This window comes from Clavibacter michiganensis subsp. insidiosus (genome assembly GCF_002240565.1).
In the GTDB taxonomy this organism is placed as follows: Bacteria; Actinomycetota; Actinomycetes; order Actinomycetales; family Microbacteriaceae; genus Clavibacter; species Clavibacter insidiosus.
This window is the reverse complement of the sequence record NZ_MZMO01000001.1, coordinates 71,662-93,241: the sequence shown is the minus strand read 5'-3', so window position 1 is coordinate 93,241 and position 21,580 is coordinate 71,662. Positions and strand designations below refer to the sequence as shown.

The window sequence follows — 21,580 nt, the reverse complement described above, 5'->3', positions numbered from 1 at the left end:
GGGCCGCGCCCCTCAGGCCGCGCCCGTGCCCGCGATGTCGCGCAGCCGGCGGCGCACCGCGGCGTAGGACGCGACGAGGGTGGCGTCGAGGCCGGCCGTGCGCGCGTCCGCCCACTCGTCGAAGGCCGCGCGCACCGCGACGCCCGCGAACTCGGTCACGAGCCGGGCCTCCTGGGCGGTGATGCGGCCGCCGAACGCCGTCGTCATGCGCTCGGCCAGCTCCCACGAGCGCGTCGCGTCGAGGGAGACCGCGGTCGACCGCAGCTGCGGCTCGGCGGCCATGAGCCGCCGCACGCGCAGCTGCTGGTGGGCGATGGCGGAGAGGTCGCCGTCGAGGGTCGCGAGCACGCGCTCGTACACGGCCTCGAGCTGGGGGAGGGGCGCGGATCCGCGGTCGACCTCCGCCAGCCACGCGTCGAGCGGCGCGTCGAACACGGGGTGCAGCGTGAGGACCGACTCCTCCTTGCTCGGGAAGTAGCGGAAGCACGTGCGGTCCGAGACGCCCGCGGCCTGCGCGATGTCGTGGATGGTGGTGGCCGCCATGCCGCGCTGCTCGAAGAGCGCGAGCGCCGCCTCGCTGATCTCGGTGGTCGTCGCCATGCGCCGCCGCTCGCGGAGGCCGGTCGTGCCGGCGGGTGCGCCGCCCGTCGTGCCGCCCGCGCTCGCGCGGTCCGCCGTCTCGCTCACCGTGCCCATGCCGTCATCCGCCTTCCGCGGATCCGACCTGCCGGATCCGCCGTTCGTGTCATAGACTGCCACACGGTCCGAGTCTGACATCCGGATCGTCCCCGCTCCGCAGCGTCGCGTGCGCCCCGCCATCCACTCCCCGGAGACCTCCCATGACCACGCCGCCTTCCGCCGACACCCGGCGCGAGACACTCCCCACCACGGACCACGCCGCGTCCGACCGGGCCGTCGCCCCCGAGGACGAGCGCCTGCCGCACGGCGCCCCGCTCGTCATCGGCCTGCTGGTCGTCGCCGCCTTCGTCGTGATCCTCAACGAGACGATCATGAGCGTGGCGCTGCCGAGCCTCATGGCCGACCTCGACATCACCACCGCCACCGCGCAGTGGCTCACGACCGGCTTCATGCTGACGATGGCCGTCGTGATCCCCGCGACCGGCTTCATCCTGCAGCGCTTCTCCACGCGCCAGGTGTTCGGCGCCGCGATGACGCTGTTCTCCATCGGCACGCTCATCGCCGCGATCGCGCCCGGCTTCGGCGTGCTCCTCATCGGCCGCATCGTGCAGGCGAGCGGCACGGCGATCATGATGCCGCTGCTGTTCACGACCGTCCTCAACCTCGTGCCCGCCGCGCGCCGCGGCCGCCTCATGGGCGTCATCTCCATCGTGATCGCGGTCGCCCCGGCGATCGGCCCGACGGTCTCCGGCCTCATCCTCAGCTCGCTGTCATGGCGCTGGATGTTCTGGATCGTGCTGCCCATCGCGCTCGTCGCGCTCGCGCTCGGCCTCTGGAAGATCACGAACCTCACGACCCCGCGGAAGCTGCCCTTCGACATCCTCTCCGTCGTGCTCTCGACGCTCGCGTTCGGGGGCCTGATCTTCGGCCTCTCGAGCCTGGGCGAGTCGGCCGAGGGCGACGCGCCCCTACCGCTGTGGATCCCGATCACGGTCGGCGTGCTCGCGCTCGCCGCGTTCATCACCCGCCAGATCGCGCTGCAGCGCCAGGACCGCGCCCTCATGGACCTGCGCACCTTCCGCAGCCGCCCGTTCGTGGTCGCGATCATCATGGTGAGCGTCAGCATGATGGCGCTGTTCGGCAGCCTCATCGTCCTGCCGCTCTACCTGCAGAACGTGCTGCAGCTCGGCACGCTCGAGACCGGCCTGCTGCTGCTCCCCGGTGGCGCGCTCATGGCGATCCTGTCGCCCATCGTCGGCCGCCTGTTCGACCGCGTCGGGCCGCGCCCGCTCGTGATCCCCGGCGCCATCGTCGTGAGCATCGCCCTCTGGGGCATGACCACGATGCTGCACGAGGGCACGTCGATCGGCTGGGTCATCGCGGTGCACCTGGTGCTCAACGCCGGGCTCGCGTTCATGTTCACGCCGCTGCTCACCTCAGCCCTCGGATCCCTGCCGCCGCGCCTCTACTCGCACGGCAGCGCGACGGTCTCCACGATGCAGCAGCTCGCGGGCGCCGCGGGCACCGCGCTGTTCGTCACGGTGCTCACGACCACGACCGTCGCGGGCCTCGCGGACGGGCGGTCGGAGGTCACGGCCACCGCGGCCGGCGTGCAGGCGGCCTTCATGATCGGCGGGTTCATCTCGCTCGCCGCGATCGTGGCGTCGTTCTTCGTGCGGCGTCCGGCGGAGCCGCTGCCGGAGGGCGTCGCGGCGCACTAGCGGCGACGCGCGGGCGTGGGGCGCTGCCGAGGTTCGAAGCGGATGTGCCATCCATAGCTTCCACCCTGCATGACGGAAGACGCTTCTAGTTGAAGCGTGCTTGATCTAAAGTGAGGGCATGCCTCCCACGCCTCTCCCTGTCACGAGAGCGATGCGCACCGTCGGTCGCAACCTCGCCACCCAGCGGAAGCTGCTCGGTCTGACGGCGAAGATGGTCGCGGAGCGCGCCGGGACGACGCCGCAGACCATCAGCAAGCTCGAGAACGGTCAGGGCACCAGCCTGGAGATCACGCTCCGAGTGCTTCGCGTCCTGGGGCTCATGGACGCCGTGGTCGTCGCCACCGATCCGTTCGGGACCGAGCGAGGCCGGCTGATGGTCGAGGAGAAGCTGCCGGAACGGGTCCGGGTGCGCAAGCATGGCTGACGTCTACGAGGTGACGACGGTGCTCGGCCGCGAGGAGGTGCGCGCGGGCAGGATCTACCGCACGAGGACCTCCGGATCGTTCGAATACGACTCGGACTACTTGCGACGACGGGACGCGTTCGCGCTCGTGCCTGCCCTGGGTCTGTTCCCCGGCGCCCAGTCGCTCTCTCCCACCAACCCCTTCAGCGACTCGGCGCCGGACACCTGGGGTCGGAAGGTGCAGAACCGCGCCGCCGGCCGCACCCTCGATGAGCTCACGTTGATGTTCGGCGTCAACGACGAGGGGCGACAGGGGGCGACCCGCTTCTGGGATGGCGGTGTAGCGATGGCACCAGGTGCCGGGGTCCCCGTCGAAGCCGACCTGTCCCAGATCATCCATGTCGCCGACCAGATCGAGCGTGGCGAGACGGAGATCGATGACGCCGCGGTCCGTCGTCTCTTCCGGGCGACAGGCTCGCTGGGGGGTGCCCGTCCCAAGGCGAACGTGAGGATCGGCGCCGACCTGTGGCTGGCGAAGTTCCCCAAGCCCACCGGCGACGAATGGAACGTGATGGCGTGGGAAGCGGCGACGCTCGACGTGATGGGCGAGGTGGGGATCGACGTGCCGCAGCACATCACGAAGGCGATCACGGTGGAGGGCACCCGGCGCACCGTGCTGTTCCTGAGGCGCTTCGACCGCTCCATCGATGGCGTCCGTGTCCCGTACGTCTCGGCGATGACCGCTCTCGAGGCCACCGACGGGGACGGAGGTGACTGGGTCGATCTCGTCGACTTCGCTCGGTCGGCCGGCGCCGACACGACCGAGCTGTGGCGGCGGTCCGTCTTCGGTGCGCTCATCGGCAACCTCGACGACCATCTGCGCAACCACGGCTTCCTCCGTCGGGGGACAGCCTGGGCCCTCGCTCCCGCGTTCGACGTGAATCCGGAGCCGCTCGGCAACGGCGAGCTGCACCAGTTGGCGCTCCTCGGCGATCGCGAGGCGAGGCTCGAGGCGTTCGCGGCCGAGGACGCGCTCGATCTGTTCGGTGTCCGCCCGTCACCGGCACGGGACTACCTCGAGCGGCTGCGGTCAGCGCTGCCGCGACTTCCGAGGCGAGCCGCCGCCCGTGGCGCCGACGCTCTCACGATCGAGACGATGGGTTCCCGCATCGACGCCGCGGTCGCGGCTGTCGGTCAGGCTCTCGAGCAGTAAGGCCGGAAGCTCTGTCCCATCCTGGAGCTAATCATGTTAGCGTATAGCTATATCAATTAGCCGCCTTGGAGGACACGATGAGCGACACCCTTTCCATTGGTGCGGAGACCCTCGCCTACGACCTGGTCGGCGACGGCCCTCTCGTCGTGCTCGCCCACGGCATGGGCGACAGCCGCCGCTCGTACCGCTTCCTCGTGCCCGGGCTCGTGGCCGCCGGATACCGGGTCGCGAACGTCGACATCCGCGGCTGCGGCGAGTCCAGAACCGGCTGGACCGGATACAGCCGCACCGACATCGCGGGCGACCTCGTCGCCCTCGTGAAGCACCTCGGCGGCCCGGCCGTCGTCGTCGGCCAGTCGATCAGCGGCGGCGCGGCGACCATCGCGGCGGCCGACGTGCCCGACGTGATCTCCGGCGTCGTCGAGCTCGCGCCGTTCACCCGCGCGCAGTCGGCGGACATCGGCGGTCTCCTCCGTGCCAACGCCCACCGCGCGGCGACCGTGCAGCTCGCCCGCGTCCTCTTCGCCGGCAGCCTGGCCGGGTGGATGCGCTACCTCGACCTCGCGCTCCCCACCAAGCCCGCCGACTGGGCCGCCGAGAGCGGACGCATCCGCGCGAGCCTCGGCCGACCCGAGCGCATGGCGGTGCTGCGGGCGATGGCCAAGACGAGCCCCGCCGACGCGGGCGCGCGGCTCGCCGACGTGCGGTGCCCCGTGCTCGTGGTCGAGGGCGGCGCGGATCCCGACTGGGCCGACCCGCGGGCCGAGGGCGAGCGCATCCTCCAGGACCTGCCCGACGGCCTCGGCGAGCTCGCGGTGATCGACGGCGCCGGGCACTACCCGCACGCCGAGACGCCGGATGCGGTGCTGGCCCTGCTGCTGCCGTTCCTCGGCCGCACGCTCGCCGCAACGACCCCGGGGACCCGTGCCTAGGGCCGGGCTCGACGCCCGGACGGTCACCGAGGCGGGCGCCGCGCTCGCCGACGAGATCGGCCTCGCGGGCCTCAGCATGGGCGCGGTCGCCGAGCGGCTCGGCGTCAAGACGCCGTCGCTCTACAAGCACGTCGCCTCGCTCGCCGACCTCCAGCACCGGATCGCCGTGCTCGCCACCACCGAGGCGGGCGACGCCATGCGCGACGCCACGCAGGGCCGGGCGGGCCAGGAGGCGCTGACCGGTGCGGCGCACGCGCTGCGCGACTACGTGACCGCGCATCCCGGGCGCTACGCCGCGACCGTCGGCGCGCGGTCGGCGGGGGACGGGGATCCGCTGGACCCGGCGCGCGAGCGCGCCCTCGCGGCCCTGTCCGCCGTGCTGCACGGGTACCGGCTGGGCGAGGCCGACCGGATCCACGCCCTCCGCATGCTGCGGAGCGTGCTGCACGGCTTCGCGACCCTCGAGGTCGCCGACGACTTCCAGATGGCGACCGACATCGACGTGAGCTTCGGCTGGGTCGTCGCGTTCCTCGACGGCGGCCTGCGGGCGACGGCCGGCGGCGGGCGGGCGTCGTGAGCGGCGGGCGCTCTCGGGCGGTCCCGGCAGCGCGGTCCGGCACGCGACCCGCGAGGCGGCCGCCCGGGCACTACACGCTCGCCGGTGGCCTGCGGTTCCTCGCCGAGCTGGTCGCGTGGATCGCGACGCCGTGGGCGCTCTGGCCGCACTCGATCCCGCTGGCCGTCGGCGCGGTCGTGCTGCTGATCGGCCTGCCCGCCGTCTTCAGCACCCCCGGCGACCGGCCCGGCGGCGACGGCCCGATCGCGGCGCCCGGCATCGTGACGATCCTGCTCGTGCTGCTGCAGCTGGTCCCGGCGTCGCTGGCCGCGTGGGCGATCTGGCCCGTGTGGATCGCCGTGGCCGTGACGGCGCTGTGCGTCGCGGTGGTGGTCACCGAGCAGCCGCGGTGGCGGGCGCTGACGCGGCGTCCCTAGCCGGCCACGGCCTCCGGGCGGCGCCAGGCTCGAAGCAGCGCGGGCGCGGTGGCCAGCACCAGGATCGCGAACAGGGTCTGGTTCATCGCTCCCCACGGTGGGATGCCCCCGATCGTCGCGAGCACCGTCCAGTTGACGGCGATGTCGACGAGGATCACCGCGATGCCGAGCGCGACCCCGGCGCGACGCCGGAGGGCGAGCAGCGCGATGACGAGCGGATCCAGCACGGTGAGCGACACCCAGAAGGCCCGCAGCGCGACGGGGAAGCCCGCGTAGACGTCCGTGCCGCCCACCGCCAGGTCGAGCACGTGGGTGATGGTGCCGATGCCGAAGCCCGCGATCCAGAGGGCGCGGATGATCCGCAGGGCGCGCTCGGGACCACGGCGGAGCACGGCGTCCGCCTCAGTCCCAGCTCGCCGAGCCGGGCGCGACCGCCGCCCGCGCACCACCGCGCCAGCGCGCGATGGACTGCTCCACGTACTCGCCGACGAGGGCGGGAAGGTCGATCGCCGGGTTGTGGATCCACTGGATCTCGAGGCCGTCGAGGATCGCGAGGAAGCACGCGGCCTCGTAGTCGAGCGTCGCGTCGTCCATCGCCGGCACCTGGCCGAGGGCGACGGCCTCGCCGATGCGGCGGCGGATCTGCGCGATGGTGCGCGCGTACCGGCCGCGCATGTACTCGTGCGCCGGATGCGTGGCGTCGCTGGTCTCGGTCGCGAAGGTCAGGTACAGCTCGAGGAATCCGCGGTGCTCCACGTGGTACCGCATCAGGTCGACGAAGGCGCGGAGCGCGGGCAGGCCGGGGGCGGCCTCGGCGACGAACGGCTGCTGCCGGTCCCACTGCCGGAGCACCTCCGTCAGCAGCTCCTCCTTGCGGAAGTAGCGGAGCACGGCCGCGGGCGAGACGCCCACCTCGTCGGCGATCTCCTTGATGGTCGCGGCGCCGTAGCCGCGAACACCGAACACGCGAACGGCTGCGGCGACGATCTCGGCCCGCCGCCGCACGCCCGTGGAGTAGGGGCCGCGGACCGTCGTCGACTGCTCGACCCCGCCCTCGGTGGCCCGTCCGTCCGGGGATCGCGGGGGCGCGTCGCGGGTCGTGGAGTGCTGATCGATCTCGGTCATCCCCGTCATCCTCCCTCTTGTGCCTGCGTGGACCCGGACGTACAGTGACTCAACCGTAAACGAAGCGTCAGTGTTCGTTCCGCGGTGGTCATTGCTAGGGACGAGGGCGTCGTGGGCGAAGAGGTGTTCGGTGTGGGCCTTGTCGGGGCCGGACCGGTCGGGCAGGCCATCCACCTGCCGACCCTGGCGCGCATGGCGGACCGCTTCCGCGTCGTCCACGTGATGGACGTCGACGCGGACGTCGCGGAGCGCGTCGCCGCCCGCGTGGGAGCCCGGCACTCGACCGACGCGGACGCGCTCATCGCGGATCCGGCCGTCGACGTCGTCGTCATCGGCAGCCCGAACCGCTTCCACGCCGAGCAGGTCATCGCCGCGTGCCGGGCCGGCAAGCGCGCCGTGCTCTGCGAGAAGCCGCTCGCCGTCTCCGCCGAGGAGGGCCGGGCCATCGCCCGCGCGTCCGCCGAGCACGGCGTGCCCGTGATCGTCGGCACGATGCACGCGTTCGATCCGGCGTGGATCGCCGCGGCCGACGCCTGGGACGCCTCCGGCCGTGCGCCGCACACCGTCCGCATCTCGGCCGTCATCCCGCCGAACCCCGACTCCGAGGACTCCGCCACCGAGATCGTCGGCCGCCCCGCACCCCGCGTCGCGGGCGAGCCGGACGTCGAGGCGCAGGCGCTCGCGGTCACCGGCGGCGTGCTCGGCCTCGCGATCCACGACCTGCCGCTCGCGCGCCGCCTCCTGCCCGACGTCCGCCCGCGCGTGATCAGCGCGCGCCCTCCGACCGTGGGGCTACGAGGTCGTCGCGATGGTGGGCGAGAGCGTGCTCGAGATCCACGGCATCGGCGGCGCCTCGTGGGATCCGGAGTGGACGCTGGACGCCGTCGCGCGCGACCGTTCCCTCCACCTCGACTTCTCGCTCTCCTACGTGCACGCCGGATCCAGCACCGCCACCCTCACGGACGCCCGCGGCACCACCGGCTGGGGCCCGTACGCCGACAACGGCTACGTCGGCGAGTGGGAGCACGTGCACGACGTGGTCACGGGCCGCGCCGCCCCGGTGGCGATGCAGGCGCAGCTCGCCGACCTCGACCTCGCGACCGACATCGCGGAGCAGAGCGCGGCGATCATCCGGGCGGGCGGTGCCGCCCCCGCGGTGACCGGCGCCGGATCCGACGTGGACGCGGCCCGGACGGAGGTCGCGGCGTGACCGCCCTCACCCTCCGCATCGACCCCGCGGCCTCGGCGACCCACGCGCACGCGGCCGTCGCGACCCTCGCCTCGCTGCCCGAGTCCTTCCGCCGCACCGACGACGCGGGCGACGTGGTCGTGGTCGCCGGCGGCGACGGCTGGGCTCGCCGCGCGACCGACGCCGTGCAGGCGGGAGCCCGCGCCCTCCTCGTGCTCGACCCCGGACCCGCCTCCGACGCCGACCTCGCCGCCCTCGCCGCCGCGGGCGCGCCCGTGGTGCTCGACGTGCCGTGGCGGCACGACGAGGCCGTGCGCCGGGTCGCCCCGCGGATCCACCGCCTCGCCGCCCCCGGCGCCCTGTTCGAGGCGCGCGCCACCGTCGCGGCCACCGACGACCTCGTCGGCGCAGCCCGCGCGCTCGCCCTCACCGCGCAGACGCTCGTCGGATCCCCGCTCACGGAGCTGGCGCCGCTCGCCGCGACGCCCGACCACCTCATGCTCTCCGGCACCACCGCGTCCGGCGTGCACGTGATCGTGAGCGCGGTCGTCACGGCCCACGGCCACGCGTGCGCGACCTTCCGGCTCGTCGTCGGCGACCGCGCCGCGCACGTCGCCCTCCCCGCGCCGGGCACCGCCGCCCCCGGACGCGCGAGCGTCACGGACGCCGCCGGCCGCGAGGACCTCCCCGTCGTCTTCGAGTCCGGCCACCGCACCGCGATGCGCCTCGCCCACGACGCCGCCCACGGCCGTCACGTCCCCGACGACGTCGCCGACCTCCGCGCCCTCCTCGCCGCCGCGCCCGCGCTCGCCGGCGACGCGCGCCCCTAGACCCAGCCCCTTCCCTTCCACCACACACAGCACCACCGGACAACGGAGTCAGAAATGCCACAGCAGTCATCCAGCGCCTTCGGCAACGGCCTCACCCGACGATCCCTCCTCAGCGCGGGCGTCGGCGCCGCCGCGGTCGGCCTCCTCGCCGCCTGCAGCGGCGGAGGCGGAGGCGCATCGGGCGCTGGCGCACCCCTCAAGTTCTGGAACATGCCCTGGGGCGCGCCCGCGTTCCTCACCGAGGACAAGGTGATCTCCGCGGCCTACAAGCCCGCGAGCGGCATGGGCGGCGTGAGCTACCAGCAGGTCCAGTGGGCCAACTTCACCCAGACCTTCTCGACCGCGGTCGCCGCCAACAACGGCCCCGCCGTGAGCTCGGGAGGCGGGACGACGGCGTTCCTCTTCGAGTCGCAGGGCAAGATCGCGTACGCCGACGACCTCATCGAGACGTGGAAGGGCAACGGGATCTACGACGACTTCCTCCCGGGCCTCGTCGACACCCTGAAGACGGCCAACGGCTACGCGGCCGTCCCGTACAACCTCGACATGCGCATGTACTGGTACCGCAAGGACCTCCTCGAGAAGGCCGGCGCCGACGTGCCCACCGACTGGGACTCCTACGAGGCCGCGTGCGCCGCCCTCAAGAAGATCGGCGTCTACGGCTACGGCACCCGCTCGGGCGCCGGCGCGTTCACCGGCTTCCACCAGATCGTCGCCCACATGATCAACAACGGCGGCGGCCTCTTCGACGCCGACCAGAACCCGGACGTCGTCACCGAGGCCAACATCCAGGCCGTCGAGTGGGTGCTCGGCATGGTGAAGAACGGCTACGTGGATCCCCGCAGCGCCACCTACACCTCCGACAACGCGTACCAGCAGATGGACGCCGGCACCTTCGGCATGTTCTGGGACGGCGCGGGAGCGACGGCGAACGTGACGCCCGAGACCGCGGCGCAGATGGTGGTGGGCGACCCGCTCGTGGGCCCCGGCGGCGAGAAGGGCGCGCTCTACTTCCCGAACAACATCATGATGTACAAGTCGACGCCCAGCCAGGAGAACAGCGAGGCGTTCCTCACGTACTACTACCAGAACATGAAGTCGCTCTGGACGAAGCAGACGGGCATCGGCCTGCCGCCGCTGAAGTCGATCGCCGACGAGGCCTACGTCGACGACCCCAACACCCTGAAGATCCTCAACGACTGGCAGCCCATCTCGAAGACCTGGGGTGCCCCCGGCTCCAACACCGTCTTCCAGAACGTGACCAAGGTCGACGGCACGCAGCCGACGATCTCGTTCGCGCAGGCCGTCCTCGGCGGGACGGTCACGGCGAAGGCCTCCCTCGAGACCCTGCAGAAGGAGCTGGAGGCCGGCGCGTGACCCGCGTGACCCGCGTCGTCCCGGAGGCCCTGACGTGGACGGGGTGATCTGATGGCGGTGGACACCCACGACACCCGCGTCGCGGACAAGATCGGGCTGGCCCGCCGCGGCGTCGGCGTGGCCGGCCCCGGTCGGCCGCCGAGCGCGCCGCGGAAGGGCCGCGGGAAGACGCCGCTCGGCCGGGCGGGGAAGACGCTGGTGCTGTTCGCGCTGCCGTCCCTCCTCCTGCTCGTGCTGCTCAACGTCTACCCGGTCGTGTACTCGTTCCTGCAGTCCCTCCAGCAGGGGCACGCCGTCGACGCTGCCGTGGCAGACGCCGTTCGTCGGGTTCGAGAACTACGCGAACGTCCTCACCTCGGAGTCGTTCCGCAACGCGACCACCTTCACCGTCGTGTTCACGGTCGTGGGCGTGTTCGGGTCGTGGCTCGTGGGGCTGGCGCTCGCGCTGCTGCTGCGCACCCGGATCCCCGGCAACGGGTTCTTCAAGGTGCTGCTGCTCCTGCCGTGGATCGTCCCGGTGGTCGTCTCGGCGACCTCGTGGAACTGGCTCGTGGCGACGCCGCAGAGCCCGGTGCCGATCATCCTGGAGCGGCTCGGGTTCCCGGACGCGAACTTCCTCGGCGACCCGGTGCTGGCGCAGGTCGTGGTCTGCGTCTTCAAGGTGTGGATCAGCTTCCCGTTCATGCTGATGATGATGTCCTCGGCGCTCGCGTCGGTGGACACCAACGTCTACGAGGCGGCGAAGATGGACGGCGCGAGCGCCTGGCAGGCGTTCCGCGGCGTGACCCTCCCGATCATCTCCCGCACCACGTACATCAGCTGGGTGCTGATGACGATCTTCTGCGTCAACGACTTCCCGACGATCTTCCTGCTCACGCAGGGCGGTCCCGTGAACGCGACGACGTCGCTGATCGTGCTGGCGTACCAGCAGGCGTTCCAGAACCTGCAGACCGGCCCGGCGACCGCGGTGGCCTTCATGATGACGGCCGTGCTCGTCCTCGTGTCGACGCTGCTGTACCGGCAGATCAAGAAGGCGGACATCGAATGAGCCAGGCACTCGCCGTCGGCGGCGCCACGTCGGCGACCGTCGGCGACGTCAAGCGGACCTCCGCGAAGCAGCGCGAGCAGAAGGGCCAGTGGTGGCGCTTCCTGCTCATCGCGGTCATCACGCTCGTGGTGATCACGCCCATCCTCGCGGTGCTGTTCCTCTCCACGCAGCCGGGGCAGAACTCCACGGCCACCGGATTCACGCTGGAGAACTTCCAGCGCGTGCTCGGCGGCACCGACGTGATGATCTGGCTCGGCAACAGCCTCATCGTCGCGCTCGTGACCGTCGTCGTCTCGGTCGTGATCGCGGCGCCGGCCGGGTACGTGCTCAGCCGCTCGCGCTCGAAGCTCGTCTCCGGGTACTCGCTCGTGCTGTTCGTGGTGCAGGCCCTGCCGGTGGTGACCGCGGCGATCCCGCTGTTCATCACGTTCTCGGCGCTCGGGCTCATCAACACGCTGCAGGGCGTGGCGATCATCTACATCGGGTCGACCATGTCGGTCGCGATCTGGATGATGGCGGCCTACATCGACTCCATCCCGATCACCCTCGAGGAGGCGGCCTGGATGGACGGCGCGAGCGTGTTCAGCGGCTTCGTCCACGTGGTGCTCCGCAACTCGCTGCCGGGCATCCTGTCGACCGCGATCTTCTCGTTCCTGCTGGCCTGGAACGACTACCTGATCGCGCTCCTGTTCCTGCAGGACTTCACGAAGTACACGCTCCCCATCGGCCTCAACACGTTCTTCCAGCAGAACGCGGCCGATTGGGGCTCGGTGATGGCGGTCGCGGTCATCATGATGCTGCCGCCCGTGCTGATCTTCGCCCTGCTGAACAAGTACTTCAGCGTCGGCGGGATCGGCGGGTCGCTCGCCGGGAGGTGAGGCGGCCGGGGCGCGGGTGATCCCGCGCCCGTGACGAATGCCCGCCCCCGTGGTCCATGTGGATCGCGGGGGCGGGCTCTCGTCGCGAGGGGCGCCTACTTCGTCTGGTTCGGGTGCTTCGTGTGCACCTGCTCGCGGCAGACCGTCTGGCCGTCCACGTAGAACCAGATGCGGGCGTCGCCGCGAGCGGTGGGCTTGTGCTGCCAGCGGACGTGGTCTCGCCCGGCGCGTGTGATGACGCCGAGCTCGCCCTTGAGCGGGTAGTTCGTCGGGGTGCGCTCCGTCGGGGTCCGTGTGAGGAAGTCCCACGTGTCGGCCAGAGGACCGCGGATGGTCGCCGCCAGGTCCTGCCAGCCCTTCCGTGCGCCCTCGGACGCGAAGGCGATCGTGTGCTCGGACTTCTTCGTCGGCCTCGGGATCTGTGGATCCTTGGCCACGGTCAGGGGCGCTCGACCGGCGTCGGACGCGCGAGCCACTCCACCGGCGAGGAGGTGAGGCCCGCGGCGACGGCCGTCGCGCTCTCGCGCCAGGAGGTGAGTTCGGCGATGGCGAGGTGGGGCTGGCCGGTGGAGAAGGAGGCTCGCGCGGCATCGACGAGCTCGCGCGAGCAGGTCTCGCCATCCGCGGCGGACAGGGCGAGCATCCACGGGAACCTCTGGGCCATGCGCGAGGCCAGGGAGCCCTCGTCGTCCAACGTGACGGTGATGAGGTCGGCCGCGAACTGGAGGAGCTGCGCCTGCGCATCCGCCGCGGCCTGCGACATGAGGACCAGGGTCTCCCCATCGCGCCGGGTGACCTGGACCGGGTGGTCCTCGGCCTCTGCGAACACGTCGGCGGAGTGCTTGCTCAGGTCGGATGAGCGACGGGTCGCCATGTGCGAGCCGTGGAGGAGGGACATGGCTCGAGTTTATTCGGAACGCGTTCGGAAGTCCACGCCGCCCCGTCCCGCGCCTCGTACGCCGCCCGCTGCTCCTGCACCGCCCGGATCCGGGCTATGTCGAACTTCGGGCGGCGGTGGAAGTCGTAGATGCCGTTCTGCTCCTGGAACGTGTCGGTGAGCTGCGTGAAGCAGTAGCCGAACATGAGCGGATCCTCGAGCAGCACCTCGGTGAGGCCGCGGAAGCGGGCGTGCCACTCCTCGACGCTCGCGACGCGCTCGCCGTAGCCCCAGGAGACGGCGCGCGCCGGGTCGCTGGCGTCGGCCTGCGGGCGGTCGATCTCGTCCGGGTTCCACCAGATGCCGCCGTACTCGGAGACGAAGAACGGCTGGCCGGCGTAGGGCACGGAGATCGCGCGGCCCTGGAGCTCGTTGACGTACGGGCGGCCGCCGGCGAGGCCCGCCTGCTCGCGGCGGAAGGCGTCCGGGTCCTGCTCGTAGGAGTGGGAGTCGTAGACGTCGGAGGAGCGGACGCGGTGCGAGTAGCCGGAGGCGTCGAGGACGGGACGCGACGGATCCGCCGCCTTCGTGGCGAGGTACATGCCGGCGGTCACGTCGTCGAGCTGCGTGATGCGGTCGTGGATCGCCTGGTACGTCTCGTTGAGCGGGCACCAGCCGACGATCGACGGGTGCGAGCGGTCGCGCGTGACCGCCTCGATCCACTGGGTGATGAACGACGCCGTCGGCTGCTGCGCGTCCTTCCCGAGGCCGCCGCCTGCGCCCCAGTCGCCGAACTCGCCCCACACGAGGTAGCCGAGCCGGTCGGCGTGGAAGAGGAACCGCTCCTCGAACACCTTCTGGTGCAGGCGCGCGCCGTTGAATCCCGCGGCCATCGACAGCTCGATGTCGCGGACGAGCGCGGCGTCGTCGGGCGAGGTCATGAGGGTGTCGGGCCAGTAGCCCTGGTCGAGCACGAGCCGCTGGAAGACGCGGCGGCCGTTGAGGAGCACGTCGCGGCCGTCGATCGCGATGGAGCGGAGGCCGCCGTAGGAGGCGACCTCGTCGACCACGGCGTCGTCGGCGCCGGACTCGTCGACGAGCCGCAGCGTGATGTCGTAGAGATGCGGATCCTCGGGCGACCAGACGCGCACGCGATCCTCGGGGATGCGGAGGGTGACGCGCGCGCCCATTTCGCCCGCGCTGATCCGCGACCGCGTGATCTCGCCGGCGGCGTCCGCGAGCACACCCTCGAACGCGAGGCCCGCCGTGCGGTGCGAGAGCTCGGGGGTGACGGTGAAGGAGGAGTCCGCGCGCTGCGGCTCGATGTGCGCCGAGCGGATGTGCGCCTCGGGCACCGGCTCCAGCCACACCGTCTGCCAGATCCCGGTGGTGCGCGTGTAGAAGCACGAGGTGTTCTCGAACCAGGTCGCCTGCTTGCCGCGGGCCTGCGGCTCGTCGCGGGTGTCGCGGGCGCGGACCGTGATGGTCAGCTCCTCCTCGTCGGCCCGCACGCCGAGATCCGCCGTGAACGACGTGAAGCCGCCGCGGTGCCGGGCGACCTCCTCGCCGCCCACCCAGACGGTGGCGTCGTGGTCGACGGCGCCGAAGTGGAGGAGGACGCGGCGGCCGCTCCAGCCCGCGGGGATCCGCACGCGGCGGCGGTACCAGACGGCCGTGAGGAAGTCGACGTCGCCGATGCCCGAGGCGATCGACTCCGGCGCGAACGGCACCAGGATCTCCTCGGCCAGCTCCCGCTCGAGCAGGCCGCGCTCGAGGCCGGAGTCGCCGCGGTCGCGCTCGAAGGACCAGGCGCCGTTGAGGATGAGCCAGTCGGGCCGCGTGGACTGCGGGCGCGGATGCTCGGGCTTCGGGATCCGCGGGGCGGCGATCGCGGGGGCGGGGGCGTCGGTCATGGGCGGGTCCTTCTGTCGCGGCGGGCCGGGCGGACGTGCTCGCATCCACTCTCCCGCAGCCGGGTGGGACCGTCCCGCGAGGATCGCACGGCGGCCGCGCCTGCCGCGGCCGCGCCGCTCGCCGGGACGGCCCGCTCGCCGCGGCCGCCCGTGGTGGCTACCGCGCGCGGCGCCCGCCGGTCCGGCGGCTACCGCTCGCGCGGCGCCCACCGGTCCGGTACCTACCGCTCGTGCGGCGCGGCCTCCGTCTCGGCGCGGACGGTCGACGCCGTGGGCGGCGCCGCGTGCGCGCCGTGCCCGCCGTCGGCCGGCAGCCCGCCGGGGAGCTCGGTCGCGGGGACCCCGGTCGTGGCCGACGCGTGCGGGTGCGTGCGCTCGAGCGCGGCGCCCTCGATGTCGACGTCCGGCAGGATCCGGTCGAGCCAGCGCGGCAGCCACCAGGCCGAGCAGCCGAGCAGGTGCATGAGCGCGGGCATCAGCAGCATGCGCACCACGAACGCGTCGAGCAGCACGCCGAACGCGAGGCCGAAGCCGATGGACCGGATGATGGTCGACTCCGAGAATACGAAGCCGCCGAACACCGACACCATGATGAGCGCTGCCGCCGTGACGACCGCGCGCCCCGCCCGGAACCCCTGCACCACCGCGAGCCGGGCCTCGGCGCCGTGCACGTACGCCTCCCGCATGCCGCTCGCGAGGAACAGCTGGTAGTCCATGGCGAGCCCGAACAGGATCCCGACGAGGATCACCGGCAGGAAGCTCAGGATCGGCCCCGGGCTCTCCAGCCCGATGAGCCCCGCGCCCCAGCCGAACTGGAACACCGCGACGATGAGGCCGTAGGTCGCGAACAGCGACAGCACGAACCCGCCGGTCGCGATGAGCGGCAGGAGGATCGAGCGGAACACCACGATCAGGATCAGCAGCGACAGGCCGACCACCACGAGCAGGTAGAGCGGCAGCACCGCGGCCAGCGCCTCCGAGATGTCGATGTTGGTGGCGGCCTGGCCGGCGACGCCGAGCGTGATGCCGCCGTCGAGCTCGGGCAGCGCGCGGATGTCCTGCACGAGCCGCTCGGTCGACGCGCTGTTCGGGCCCTCCTGCGGGAGCACCTGGAACGCGAGAACCGTGCCGTCGTCGGTGTTCGCGACGGGTGCGACGGCGACCACGTCGTCGAGGTCATGCAGCGCCTGCGCGACGTCGACCTGGGTGGCGAGGAGGTCGCCCTCGGCGACACCCGCGGGCACGTCGGCGACCACGAGCAGCGGGCCGTTGGCGCCCTCGCCGAACTCGTCGGCGACCGTGGTGAAGGCGCGTTCGCTGGTGGATCCGGCCGGCTCGATGGATCCATCGGGCAGGCCGAGGCGCATCGACAGGCTCGGGATCGCGATCACGAGCAGGGCGACCACCGTGCCGAGCACCGTGAGCACGGCACGCGCGTTCGACATGGGCTTCAGGGCCTTCGCGGCCTCCTGCGGGCGGGCCGGGTCGGCGGCCGACGCGCGGGCGCGGTCGCGCTTCCGCAGCACGCGCGTCCCGGCGAGGCCGAGCACCGCAGGCGTGAGCGTGATCGCGACGAGCACGGCGACGAGCACGCAGACCGCGCCCACCGTGCCCATCAGCGCCAGGAACGGCACGCCCGTGACGTTGAGGGCGAGGAGCGCGACGATCACGGTGGATCCCGCGAACACGACCGCCGCGCCCGACGTGCCGTTGGCGAGCCCGATCGACTCGCGCACGCCCGTGCCCGCGAGCATCTGCTTCCGGTGCCGGTTGACGATGAAGAGGGAGTAGTCGATGCCGACCGCGAGACCGAGCATCACGCCGAGCACCGGGGTCACCGACGCCATGTCCACGATCCCGGAGAACGCGAGCGACGCCGTGACGCCGACGCCCACGCCGACCACCGCGGTGACGATGGGGAGCGACGCGGCGATGAGCGTGCCGAGCATCACGATGAGCACGATGGCCGCGAACACGAGGCCGACGACCTCGCCGATGCCGAAGATCTCGGGCACGCCCTGCGCGAGGTCGGTCGCGAAGTCGACGCTGGTGCCGGCGACGGGGGAGTCCTGGAAGTGCCCGATGGCCTCCTCCTTGGTCTCCTCGGAGAGCTGGAGGCGCGGATCCGTGAAGGAGACGTTGACGATGGCGGTCGACCCGTCCGCGGAGACGACGTCGATGCCGTCCGTGAGGCCGAGGAGCGTGCGGCCGAGCTCGGCCTGCTCGGCGCCCGACTCGAGCTGCGCGCGATTCGCGTCGACCGTGGCCTGCTGCTGCTGGAGGGCCTGGGTCTGCTGGTCGAGCTGGGCCTGCTGCGCGTCGAGCGCGGCGATCTGCGCGGTCGGGGCGCCGGCGGCCTCGGCCTGCTGGCGCGCGGCCGCGAGCTGCTGCTGGCCCGCGTCGAGCTGCGCCTTCCCGGCGTCGAGCTGCTGCTGCGCGGCGTCGAGCTGGCTGCGACCCGCGGTGATCTGCGCGTCGCCGCTCTGGAGCTGCGCGGCCTGGTTGGCGCGCTGCTGGGTGACGGCAAAGGGATCCACCACGCGCGCGACGCCCGGGAGGTCGCCCGCGCTCGTGGCGAGGGCCGAGATGTCCGCCTTCTGCTCGTCGGTGAAGGCCGAGCCGTCGGTGGTCCGGTAGACGACCGTGCCGGTGCCGCCCGCGGTGGCGGGCAGCGTCTGCGCGAGCTCGTCGGTGACGGCGCCGGACGCCGTGCCGGGGATGTCGAAGCTGTTGCCGAGGGTGCCGGCGAACGCGAGGAACGAGCCCACGCCGATGCCGAGGATCACCACCCACGAGACGATCACGAGCCACGCGCGACGCGCGGCCATCGAACCGAGCCGGTACAGCACTGACGCCATGTCATCTCCCTCAGACGCTTCGACGATACGCTACGTCTCGTCTAGTTTCTGCAGCTACCCTGTGCTGGTGAACGAGCACCGAACCGGGAGGGTCCGCAGCGAGGCGGCCCGCGAGGCGATCCTCGGCGCGACCGTGCGCCTCATCCACGCCGTCGGCTACGACCACCTCACGATCGAGGGCGTCGCCAAGGAGGCGGGCGTCGGCAAGCAGACGATCTACCGGTGGTGGCCGTCGCGCGGCGCCCTCATCGCCGAGTGCATGACCGAGGGGCGGCTGATCCCGGTCGAGTTCGCCGTGCCCGACACGGGCGACCTCCTCGCCGACATCGAGCGCTGGCTCGCGGGCGTGCTCGCCGTGCTCGACGCCCCGACCGGCGGCCCGCTCGTCCGCTCGCTCGTCGCGGCCGCCGCCGAGGACGCGGCCGTGGGCGACAGCCTGAGCGCGAGCCTCGGGGTCGACCGCGACCTGTCCGAGCGCCTGGCCTCGGGCATCCGCGCCGGCCAGCTCCCCGCCGACGCGCCCGTCGACGAGCTCGGCCAGGCGATCCTCGGGGTCATCGTCCTGCGCCTGCTCGGCCGCAAGGGCGACCACGCCGAGAGCGTGACGCGGCTGGTGCGGTTCGTGCTGGGGGGCGGTGGGGCCTAAGCCGGCGCCGGCGCCTCGATGGCGAGCTTCACGCCGACCGCGCCGAGCAGCCCTCCCGTGGTCCAGCGCTGCCAGCGCGTCCAGACGCCGACCAAACGCGCGCTGTCGGGGGCGGTCAGGCGCGCTGCGAGGTCGTTCGCGGCGAGTGACCAGCGGGCACAGTAATCCTCCACATTAGGCTCTGATCTCTCGCACCAGACTCGCCTCGTGCCGCAATCGTTCCAGCCGTCAGCGCCGCACCTTTTCGGGATAACTGCTCTGCTCCCGATGCTAGAACCCGAGAGGCGCTGGTCTTCAGCATTGGCGACTCCGCACTGGTCGGGGCCAGCACGGAAGGGCTGTTGCCTTAAAAGCGAGTCTGGCGGTACCCCCAGAAAAAGGGGTGCGGACTGGTCGGGGTGTCTCACGGTACGCGTATACCGTTCGACTATGACGGATAAAGCCCCAACATCTTCGGCGGCACTTGTGCAGAGCATCAACTTCGGAAGTCGTGTCGCTGAGGATGAGGCTGACGACCTGAGTTCCTACTTTGTGCGCACGGAGACATGGCGTCAAGTGCGAGATGGTGAAGTTGATGTCGTTTTCGCCCCCAAGGGTAGCGGCAAGAGCGCTTTGTACTCGATGTTGATATCTGAAGAAGATGCCTTATTCGACGACAAAGTTCTGCTTGCCCCAGCCGAAAATCCGACGGGCACGCCCGCATTCGCGAGTGTTGGCGAGTCTGACCCCAGCGAGGATGACCTCGTCAAGATATGGAAGCTGTACTTCTTAGTACTAATAAGTCAAGAGCTTGAAGCTTACTCCGTCAGGTCCCCGCAGACAAAAGAGCTATTTGAGTTCTTGAGAGACGCGGACTTGCTTCCGGAGACGCTTTCAAAACCATCCCTTCTGGCCATGGTCAGAGAGTATGTTGCACAGTTCCTGCACCACAAAAGCCACGAGACGACGGTACATGTGGGACCGGACGGCATGCCTACCGCTTTCACCGGAAAGATTGAGTTTGCAGAGCCCTCCGTGCAGAATACGCGCGCGGGTTTTGTCTCTATTGACTACCTGCTCGGCCTCGTAGAAACTACTCTCAATGGCAGCGGCGGCTACTCCCTATGGTTGCTGCTTGACCGCCTAGACGTTGCCTTTGCCTCTAAGCCTGGGTTGGAAAGAAAAGCTCTACGGGCCCTATTCCGAGCCTATTCCGATCTAACTCCTTACAAACGCATTGGTCTGAAGATTTTTTTGCGCAACGATATATGGGAGGCGATCAGCGACGAAGGATTCCGCGAAGCCAGCCATCTGATTCGAGAAGCGTCGATTACCTGGGATCGGGACAGTCTGCGGCAGTTAGTGGTGCGGCGCTTGGCTCAGAGCGAGAGGGTCCTTACCCACTACTCCGAGTCGGCTCAATCTGTCGTCGCATCTCCTCAGAGCCAGGAGGAATTCTTCTATCGCGTCTTCCCGTCGAAAGTGGATGCTGGGTCTGGCAAAAGCGCGACCTTAGACTGGGTGCTGAACCGCACGCAGGATGGTAAAGGCGTGACTGCACCACGAGAGCTAATTCACTTGATGTCGGAAGTTCGCTTGGCGCAGCTAAGGCGCAATGACATGGGTCAACCGGAGCCTGCGCCTCCCGCGCTATTTTCGCCCCGTGCGTTTGACGCGGCGCTACCGCCAGTGTCAAATATTCGGGTGCAGCGGACTCTTTACGCCGAGTATGTCGATAGCAAGCCTTATATAGCGGCATTGCAGGGAGAGAAGACTGAGCATAATAGTTTGAGTCTTGCCCGTATCTGGAGCGTGCAGAAAGATGAAGCATCATCAGTTGCCGACAGGTTGGTCGACATTGGATTTTTCCAGAGAAAAGGCCCAAATTTCTGGGTGCCATTTATGTACAGGCCTGCGCTGGCCCTAGTTCAAGGCGCGGCGCCAGAAATTGTGCGGTGACGATTTGATCGTGGTCGCGACAGAACGAGAAGATCGGCGCTATTCGTACGCGTAGAACCCCTCGCCCGACTCCACGCCGAGCTTGCCCTGGTCGATGTACTCGCTCTTGAGGTGGGCCGCCCACGCCTGGGCGCCCGGGTCGTCGCTCGCCGCGGCGATCGCGTAGGCGGTGCGGAGGCCGATCACGTCGAAGATCTGGAACGGGCCGAGGGGCGCGCCGGTCGCGATGCGCCAGGTGGTGTCGACCGTCTTCGGATCCGCGACGCCCGTCAGCACAAGACCCGCCGCGGCCTGCAGGAGCGGCACGAGCAGCGAGTTGAGCACGTAGCCGGGCTGCTCCTTCTTGAGCGGGATCGGGACCATGCCGATCTCCTCCGCGAACGCGACGACCCGGTCGAAGACCTCGGGCGACGTGCGCTCGGTGCCCATGATCTCGGTCGTGTTCTGCCGCCACACGTGGTTCGCGAAGTGCAGCGCGAGGAAGCGGTCGGGGCGGCCGGTGGAGTCGGCGATCGCGCTCGGCAGGAGCGTCGACGAGTTGGTGGCGAAGATCGTGCGCTCGGGCGCGGCCTCGGCGATGCGGCGGTAGACGTCCTGCTTGAGGTCGAGGCGTTCGGGGACCGCCTCGATGACGAGGTCGGCGTCGGCGACGGAGGCGGCGAGGTCGCTCGTCAGCGTGATCCCGGCGGCGGCGCGGGTCGCTGCGTCGCGGGTCTCCTCGCCACACTCGGCTACGAACTGCGCCACGATCGCGTCGAGCCGCCCGCGCGCCGCCTCGAGCGCGGCGTCGTCCACGTCGTAGCTCGTCACGGTCTTGCCGTGGTTCGCGGCCTGGAACGCGATCTGCGCGCCGAGCACGCCCGCTCCGAGCACGGTGACGTTCGCGAATGCGGGCATGGGTGACTCCTTCGTCGGCGGACGCGGCGGTGCGTCGCGGGCGGGTCCCGCGGGCGGCGTCCTGCCCAGCGAAGCACCCGGCGCGGCCCCCGTCCGGCGCCGT

General features: G+C 70.9%; 22 protein-coding genes and 1 pseudogene. 14 read left to right on the top strand and 9 right to left on the bottom strand.

The features are described from left to right. Window positions 1-12 precede the first annotated feature (12 nt). Window positions 13-696: a TetR/AcrR family transcriptional regulator gene (locus B5P21_RS00535; protein WP_045526158.1), complete on the bottom strand. Its 684-nt coding sequence runs from the start codon at window positions 694-696 to the stop codon at window positions 13-15. Between the two features lie 143 nt (window positions 697-839). On the opposite strand from B5P21_RS00535, the gene B5P21_RS00530 reads away from it, so the two are divergent. The 6 genes from B5P21_RS00530 to B5P21_RS00505 all read left to right on the top strand — a co-directional run bounded on the left by B5P21_RS00530 (window position 840) and on the right by B5P21_RS00505 (window position 5,901). Further along, complete coding sequence (locus B5P21_RS00530; RefSeq protein ID WP_172457201.1) at window positions 840-2,360, top strand: DHA2 family efflux MFS transporter permease subunit; 1,521 nt, start codon at window positions 840-842, stop codon at window positions 2,358-2,360. Between the two features lie 151 nt (window positions 2,361-2,511). After that, a complete protein-coding gene (locus B5P21_RS00525; protein WP_236688745.1) occupies window positions 2,512-2,784 on the top strand; it encodes a helix-turn-helix domain-containing protein in 273 nt (90 codons plus the stop codon). Next, entirely contained in the window at window positions 2,777-3,976 is a 1,200-nt protein-coding gene (locus B5P21_RS00520) for a type II toxin-antitoxin system HipA family toxin (RefSeq protein WP_045526162.1), read from the top strand. The genes B5P21_RS00525 and B5P21_RS00520 overlap by 8 nt, the downstream gene beginning before the upstream one ends. 77 nt (window positions 3,977-4,053) lie before the next feature. Next, window positions 4,054-4,908, top strand: coding sequence for an alpha/beta fold hydrolase (locus tag B5P21_RS00515; protein ID WP_045526164.1), 855 nt, complete (start codon window positions 4,054-4,056; stop codon window positions 4,906-4,908). Then, on the top strand, window positions 4,901-5,485 hold the full coding sequence (locus tag B5P21_RS00510; RefSeq protein WP_045526166.1) for a TetR/AcrR family transcriptional regulator: 585 nt from the start codon (window positions 4,901-4,903) through the stop codon (window positions 5,483-5,485). Before B5P21_RS00515 ends, B5P21_RS00510 begins: the two co-directional genes overlap by 8 nt. Beyond that, window positions 5,482-5,901 (top strand): hypothetical protein, encoded by a 420-nt coding sequence (locus B5P21_RS00505; RefSeq protein WP_045526168.1) that lies wholly within the window; start codon window positions 5,482-5,484, stop codon window positions 5,899-5,901. The genes B5P21_RS00510 and B5P21_RS00505 overlap by 4 nt, the downstream gene beginning before the upstream one ends. Here the strand turns inward: B5P21_RS00505 and B5P21_RS00500 are convergent. Then, window positions 5,898-6,293, bottom strand: coding sequence for a hypothetical protein (locus B5P21_RS00500; protein WP_094170638.1), 396 nt, complete (start codon window positions 6,291-6,293; stop codon window positions 5,898-5,900). The two genes, B5P21_RS00505 and B5P21_RS00500, sit on opposite strands and share 4 nt — an antisense overlap. A gap of 10 nt (window positions 6,294-6,303) precedes the next feature. Beyond that, a complete protein-coding gene (locus B5P21_RS00495; protein WP_246865228.1) occupies window positions 6,304-7,026 on the bottom strand; it encodes a TetR/AcrR family transcriptional regulator in 723 nt (240 codons plus the stop codon). Window positions 7,027-7,110: 84 nt separating this feature from the next. Here B5P21_RS00495 and B5P21_RS17095 point away from each other — a divergent pair. The 6 genes and pseudogenes from B5P21_RS17095 to B5P21_RS00470 form a co-directional block, all read left to right on the top strand. After that, window positions 7,111-7,455, top strand: a pseudogene (locus tag B5P21_RS17095) (Gfo/Idh/MocA family protein); the annotation flags it as partial. Window positions 7,456-7,834: 379 nt separating this feature from the next. Then, window positions 7,835-8,236, top strand: a complete 402-nt coding sequence (locus B5P21_RS17090; protein WP_246865331.1) for a hypothetical protein — start codon at window positions 7,835-7,837, stop codon at window positions 8,234-8,236. Beyond that, on the top strand, window positions 8,233-9,045 hold the full coding sequence (locus tag B5P21_RS00485; protein ID WP_094170637.1) for a hypothetical protein: 813 nt from the start codon (window positions 8,233-8,235) through the stop codon (window positions 9,043-9,045). The genes B5P21_RS17090 and B5P21_RS00485 overlap by 4 nt, the downstream gene beginning before the upstream one ends. Window positions 9,046-9,099: 54 nt before the next feature. Then, window positions 9,100-10,422, top strand: coding sequence for an ABC transporter substrate-binding protein (locus B5P21_RS00480; RefSeq protein WP_045526174.1), 1,323 nt, complete (start codon window positions 9,100-9,102; stop codon window positions 10,420-10,422). Window positions 10,423-10,813: 391 nt separating this feature from the next. After that, window positions 10,814-11,470 carry a carbohydrate ABC transporter permease gene (locus B5P21_RS00475; RefSeq protein ID WP_246865227.1) on the top strand — a complete coding sequence of 219 codons (657 nt, stop codon included), beginning with the start codon at window positions 10,814-10,816 and terminating at the stop codon, window positions 11,468-11,470. After that, window positions 11,467-12,348 carry a carbohydrate ABC transporter permease gene (locus B5P21_RS00470; protein ID WP_045526180.1) on the top strand — a complete coding sequence of 294 codons (882 nt, stop codon included), beginning with the start codon at window positions 11,467-11,469 and terminating at the stop codon, window positions 12,346-12,348. The genes B5P21_RS00475 and B5P21_RS00470 overlap by 4 nt, the downstream gene beginning before the upstream one ends. A 95-nt stretch (window positions 12,349-12,443) precedes the next feature. Here the strand turns inward: B5P21_RS00470 and B5P21_RS00465 are convergent, their stop codons facing one another. From B5P21_RS00465 to B5P21_RS00450, 4 genes are all read right to left on the bottom strand, one after another. Next, entirely contained in the window at window positions 12,444-12,785 is a 342-nt protein-coding gene (locus B5P21_RS00465) for a hypothetical protein (protein ID WP_094170636.1), read from the bottom strand. Between the two features lie 2 nt (window positions 12,786-12,787). Further along, window positions 12,788-13,246, bottom strand: coding sequence for a type II toxin-antitoxin system Phd/YefM family antitoxin (locus tag B5P21_RS00460; RefSeq protein WP_045526184.1), 459 nt, complete (start codon window positions 13,244-13,246; stop codon window positions 12,788-12,790). Then, window positions 13,195-15,138 carry a glycoside hydrolase family 2 protein gene (locus tag B5P21_RS00455; RefSeq protein WP_236688747.1) on the bottom strand — a complete coding sequence of 648 codons (1,944 nt, stop codon included), beginning with the start codon at window positions 15,136-15,138 and terminating at the stop codon, window positions 13,195-13,197. The genes B5P21_RS00460 and B5P21_RS00455 overlap by 52 nt, the downstream gene beginning before the upstream one ends. A gap of 221 nt (window positions 15,139-15,359) precedes the next feature. Then, complete coding sequence (locus B5P21_RS00450) at window positions 15,360-17,996, bottom strand: MMPL family transporter (RefSeq protein WP_094170635.1); 2,637 nt, start codon at window positions 17,994-17,996, stop codon at window positions 15,360-15,362. Window positions 17,997-18,063: 67 nt separating this feature from the next. Between B5P21_RS00450 and B5P21_RS00445 the strand changes: the two genes are divergently transcribed. Then, the gene (locus B5P21_RS00445; protein ID WP_236688748.1) at window positions 18,064-18,642 is read left to right on the top strand and encodes a TetR/AcrR family transcriptional regulator; all 579 of its coding nucleotides are present in this window, start codon (window positions 18,064-18,066) and stop codon (window positions 18,640-18,642) included. On the opposite strand, the gene B5P21_RS16990 is transcribed toward B5P21_RS00445, so the two are convergent. Further along, a complete protein-coding gene (locus tag B5P21_RS16990; RefSeq protein ID WP_181390731.1) occupies window positions 18,639-18,815 on the bottom strand; it encodes a hypothetical protein in 177 nt (58 codons plus the stop codon). The two genes, B5P21_RS00445 and B5P21_RS16990, sit on opposite strands and share 4 nt — an antisense overlap. Window positions 18,816-19,071: 256 nt before the next feature. Here B5P21_RS16990 and B5P21_RS16470 point away from each other — a divergent pair, with 256 nt between their 5' ends. Then, window positions 19,072-20,580 carry a P-loop ATPase, Sll1717 family gene (locus B5P21_RS16470; RefSeq protein ID WP_133064141.1) on the top strand — a complete coding sequence of 503 codons (1,509 nt, stop codon included), beginning with the start codon at window positions 19,072-19,074 and terminating at the stop codon, window positions 20,578-20,580. Window positions 20,581-20,619: 39 nt separating this feature from the next. Here B5P21_RS16470 and B5P21_RS00440 read toward each other — a convergent pair whose 3' ends face one another. Further along, on the bottom strand, window positions 20,620-21,477 hold the full coding sequence (locus B5P21_RS00440) for a 3-hydroxyacyl-CoA dehydrogenase (protein ID WP_045526190.1): 858 nt from the start codon (window positions 21,475-21,477) through the stop codon (window positions 20,620-20,622). Between the last annotated feature and the right edge of the window lie 103 nt (window positions 21,478-21,580).

Coding starts and splice junctions, on each gene's coding strand:
- B5P21_RS00535 (WP_045526158.1), bottom strand. CDS start 696: ATGGGCACGGTGAGCGAGACGGCGGACCGCGCGAGCGCGGGCGGCACG.
- B5P21_RS00530 (WP_172457201.1), top strand. CDS start 840: ATGACCACGCCGCCTTCCGCCGACACCCGGCGCGAGACACTCCCCACC.
- B5P21_RS00525 (WP_236688745.1), top strand. CDS start 2,512: ATGCGCACCGTCGGTCGCAACCTCGCCACCCAGCGGAAGCTGCTCGGT.
- B5P21_RS00520 (WP_045526162.1), top strand. CDS start 2,777: ATGGCTGACGTCTACGAGGTGACGACGGTGCTCGGCCGCGAGGAGGTG.
- B5P21_RS00515 (WP_045526164.1), top strand. CDS start 4,054: ATGAGCGACACCCTTTCCATTGGTGCGGAGACCCTCGCCTACGACCTG.
- B5P21_RS00495 (WP_246865228.1), bottom strand. CDS start 7,026: ATGACCGAGATCGATCAGCACTCCACGACCCGCGACGCGCCCCCGCGA.
- B5P21_RS17090 (WP_246865331.1), top strand. CDS start 7,835: ATGGTGGGCGAGAGCGTGCTCGAGATCCACGGCATCGGCGGCGCCTCG.
- B5P21_RS00480 (WP_045526174.1), top strand. CDS start 9,100: ATGCCACAGCAGTCATCCAGCGCCTTCGGCAACGGCCTCACCCGACGA.
- B5P21_RS00470 (WP_045526180.1), top strand. CDS start 11,467: ATGAGCCAGGCACTCGCCGTCGGCGGCGCCACGTCGGCGACCGTCGGC.
- B5P21_RS00460 (WP_045526184.1), bottom strand. CDS start 13,246: ATGTCCCTCCTCCACGGCTCGCACATGGCGACCCGTCGCTCATCCGAC.
- B5P21_RS00455 (WP_236688747.1), bottom strand. CDS start 15,138: ATGACCGACGCCCCCGCCCCCGCGATCGCCGCCCCGCGGATCCCGAAG.
- B5P21_RS00450 (WP_094170635.1), bottom strand. CDS start 17,996: ATGGCGTCAGTGCTGTACCGGCTCGGTTCGATGGCCGCGCGTCGCGCG.
- B5P21_RS16470 (WP_133064141.1), top strand. CDS start 19,072: ATGACGGATAAAGCCCCAACATCTTCGGCGGCACTTGTGCAGAGCATC.
- B5P21_RS00440 (WP_045526190.1), bottom strand. CDS start 21,477: ATGCCCGCATTCGCGAACGTCACCGTGCTCGGAGCGGGCGTGCTCGGC.